This window comes from Photobacterium sp. OFAV2-7 (assembly GCF_022347985.1).
GTDB lineage: Bacteria > Pseudomonadota > Gammaproteobacteria > Enterobacterales > Vibrionaceae > Photobacterium.
In genome coordinates, this window is the sequence record NZ_JAKRFQ010000692.1 from 1 (window position 1) to 2,875 (window position 2,875).

The 2,875-nt window shown below is 42.0% G+C and carries 2 protein-coding genes; both read right to left on the reverse strand.

What is annotated here, in order from left to right:
• Window positions 1-1,246, reverse strand: a 1,246-nt coding sequence (locus MHN01_RS23155) for a carbohydrate porin (RefSeq protein ID WP_239413711.1), incomplete at its 3' end; no start/stop codon positions are given.
• 511 nt (window positions 1,247-1,757) lie between these two features.
• On the reverse strand, window positions 1,758-2,875 hold a 1,118-nt coding region (locus MHN01_RS23160; protein ID WP_239413712.1), incomplete at its 5' end, for an ABC transporter substrate-binding protein.

The following is a 2,875-nucleotide window of genomic DNA, read 5'->3' on the forward strand; positions in this document are numbered from 1 at the left end:
TTTCGAACTCGTAGCCTAGGCGGAATTCAGAGTCATCACCGTCATCGTTGATGCCTTTCCCGCCGGTTAATTCGTCGTCCACCCCTAAATATGTTAGTGTGATGCGGCTAACTGGACGAGCCCAGTATCCTGCGTCCATTTGAAATGATGGCCCTACTGCCAGTTTGTATTTGATACCGTCAGCTGCATCATCACCGCCTTCGTTGTTGAAGTCGGATATAGCACCTTCTGCAACCCAAGCAAAGGCTTGGCTAATTGTTTTGTGTAGACGTACCGCGACAGTCAAGTGAGTTTCTGTATTATCCCAAGCATCAGCTTCAAATGATTCGTATAAGAAGACAGGGTTAATATCAAGGTCTTGGCTTGGGCTGAACAAACCATCGAATGCAATTTTATAAGCAGTATCATCCTCGTTAGCGCTCAGTGATTCGTTCCAACCCAAGTGGTCTTCTGTTACGCCTTTACCATATTGGGCTACTATCTTCGAATAGCCATCGGTGAGACCGTAGTAGGAGTCAAAACCGTAGTTTACTGTCAACTGAACTGATGATTCTGCAATGCCTTGGGCCTCAAGATCGACGTCATTGAAGTCAGCGACATCAATGTACATAACTTCGGCTTCCAGTTTTCCTTGTCTCATTCTTGCAGCAAGTGCGTGGCTCGCGACATCACCATGCCAGTGCCAACTAGTTTCAGCACCAGAGTCATTTTGCAAGAACTGGATATCAAAGTTCTTGGATTCATAACCGATACCTGTTCCCATCAGGCGACGCCACTTGTAGTCTAAGATATGGAAATCAGCTTCTTGTTTGCGGCTGCCGACCCAAATGTTGGATCCCTCGGGCAAGAAATCAAAACCGCCCATCTTTAAGTAGTTGCGGTCATTTTCCCAGTCACCTGAATCACCATAACCATCGCTGCTATTCTGATCAGACGCCCCACTTTTATGTAGGTCACCATCCCAGCGGTTAAATTCGAGGTGGTAATATGCCCAAAGGCCATTATCAAACTCTAGGTCTTTAGTAAATGCTGCGGCAATATAGGTGTCAAACTCGTTGCCGAAACGTCCCAGGTGGTGTTCGTCTAGCTTGTTAACATTCTGTCCACTGGCATTCAAACCACCACCTGTACGCATGTAACCTGAAAAACCAAACAAGTCATTCGATACCACTGACTCTGCTTGTGAAGTTAAAGGCATTACAATAAGCGCTAAGGAAAGGGCAGATGCTACTTTTTTCAGTTTCATGAAACGTCTCCATATTATGATTTTTTATGTATGGGTCCTAACTCATTCAGGATCCTAACATTGTGCTGGAAACGTTTACATGTTGTTTGATGTGTTTTTGTTTCTCTTATTAATTAAGATCTTAATTCTTAGCTATTGATCACAATGCTATCAATTACATTGTAATAATTTGCGCTTTGACCGGATTGTCACAGATTTTCGGAATGAAAACGATTTCACTTGATGGGGAGGGGTTGTTTGGCAAAAAAAAGCTCAAAGAAACAATGCTTTGAGCTTCATGATAAATAGAAACAAACTATTATTATTAATGTTATACGCGTTGAAAAGCGATATAACCTTAATAAAAGCTATCAATGAGATAATTTGAGTTAGGACCTCAATGATCACGTTTCATTTTTGATCATGTACGACATAAGAATACGTTAGCAATTGCCAACAATTCAAGATGTACTTGATCTAAACGTATTGAGACCCTAACCAAGGCTGCCACTACAGTGGTAGCCAATTTGCTTTAGCTTTTGAAGGTTCTTGCTCGCACTCTCTCAAGACGCTTTAGGATTTTATCTAAGCGCTCAGGGTGGACCATGAACTCTTGAAAGGCCTTCATTCCTTCCTTGGCCATAGCAGGATCTGTATCACGGTCATAAAATTGAGCGGTTCCGTCTGCATTGTTTAACATCTCAACACCTTGATTTAAGAATACGTTATCCTTAACTTTGGCCTTATTGTTGGTAGGGATCTGCAGCGTTGCTTCATTAATGATGGTTTGGTTCTCTGGTCGTGCTATGAAAGCTAAAAACTTGCGCGCTTCTTCTTTGTTTTTCGCTTTACTTGGGATGTGGATGGTATCCATTGGTGCATCTTCCGCGATACCGACATCAGAATTGATAATCGGGAACTGCATGAAAGCTATTTTTCCATCTAATTCTTGAGGGAAGTTTGGCACGATGAAGTTGCCTATTAGATACATTGCAGCTTCACCACGGTATAGGAAAGGTTGCGCTTCCTGCCAAGAGTATCCTGCATGGTTTTCTAGGAAGTAGTCTTTATCAATTAACTCTTTCCAGGCGATAAAGGTGTTTTTTACGCGTTCATCTGTATAGGGGATTTTGCCATCCATGAGATCAATATGAAACTGTAGACCATTAGTACGAAGGTTTAGGTAGTCGAACCAACCTGCGGCAGTCCATAAATATTTAGTGCCAATAGTAACAGGGGTAACATTATTCGATTTTAGCTTTTCGCAGGCAGCAAGGAATTCGTCCCACGTTTTAGGTGTAGAAATTCCTAATTTATCGAAAATATCTTTACGGTAATAAATTCCCCATTGGTAATAGGTGAAAGGTACACCCCATTGCTTATTGTCTATAGTCATTGCTGGTGCAGCAGTCGCAAAGTCCTGGTGCATGTTGTTTTCTGTCCATAGATCAGAAACATCCTCAAAAAGCCCACGATCCACAAAAGCTTTCATACGGTTTCCTGCATACCAGAAGACAACATCTGGCGGAGAAGTGACTAACCAGTTACGAATGGTTGTTTTGTACCCTTCTTTATCGTAAAGGTTATATTTAACCGTAATGTCCGGGTTTTCTTTTTCAAACATCTCAATGATATTCTCGAAAGCTGCTT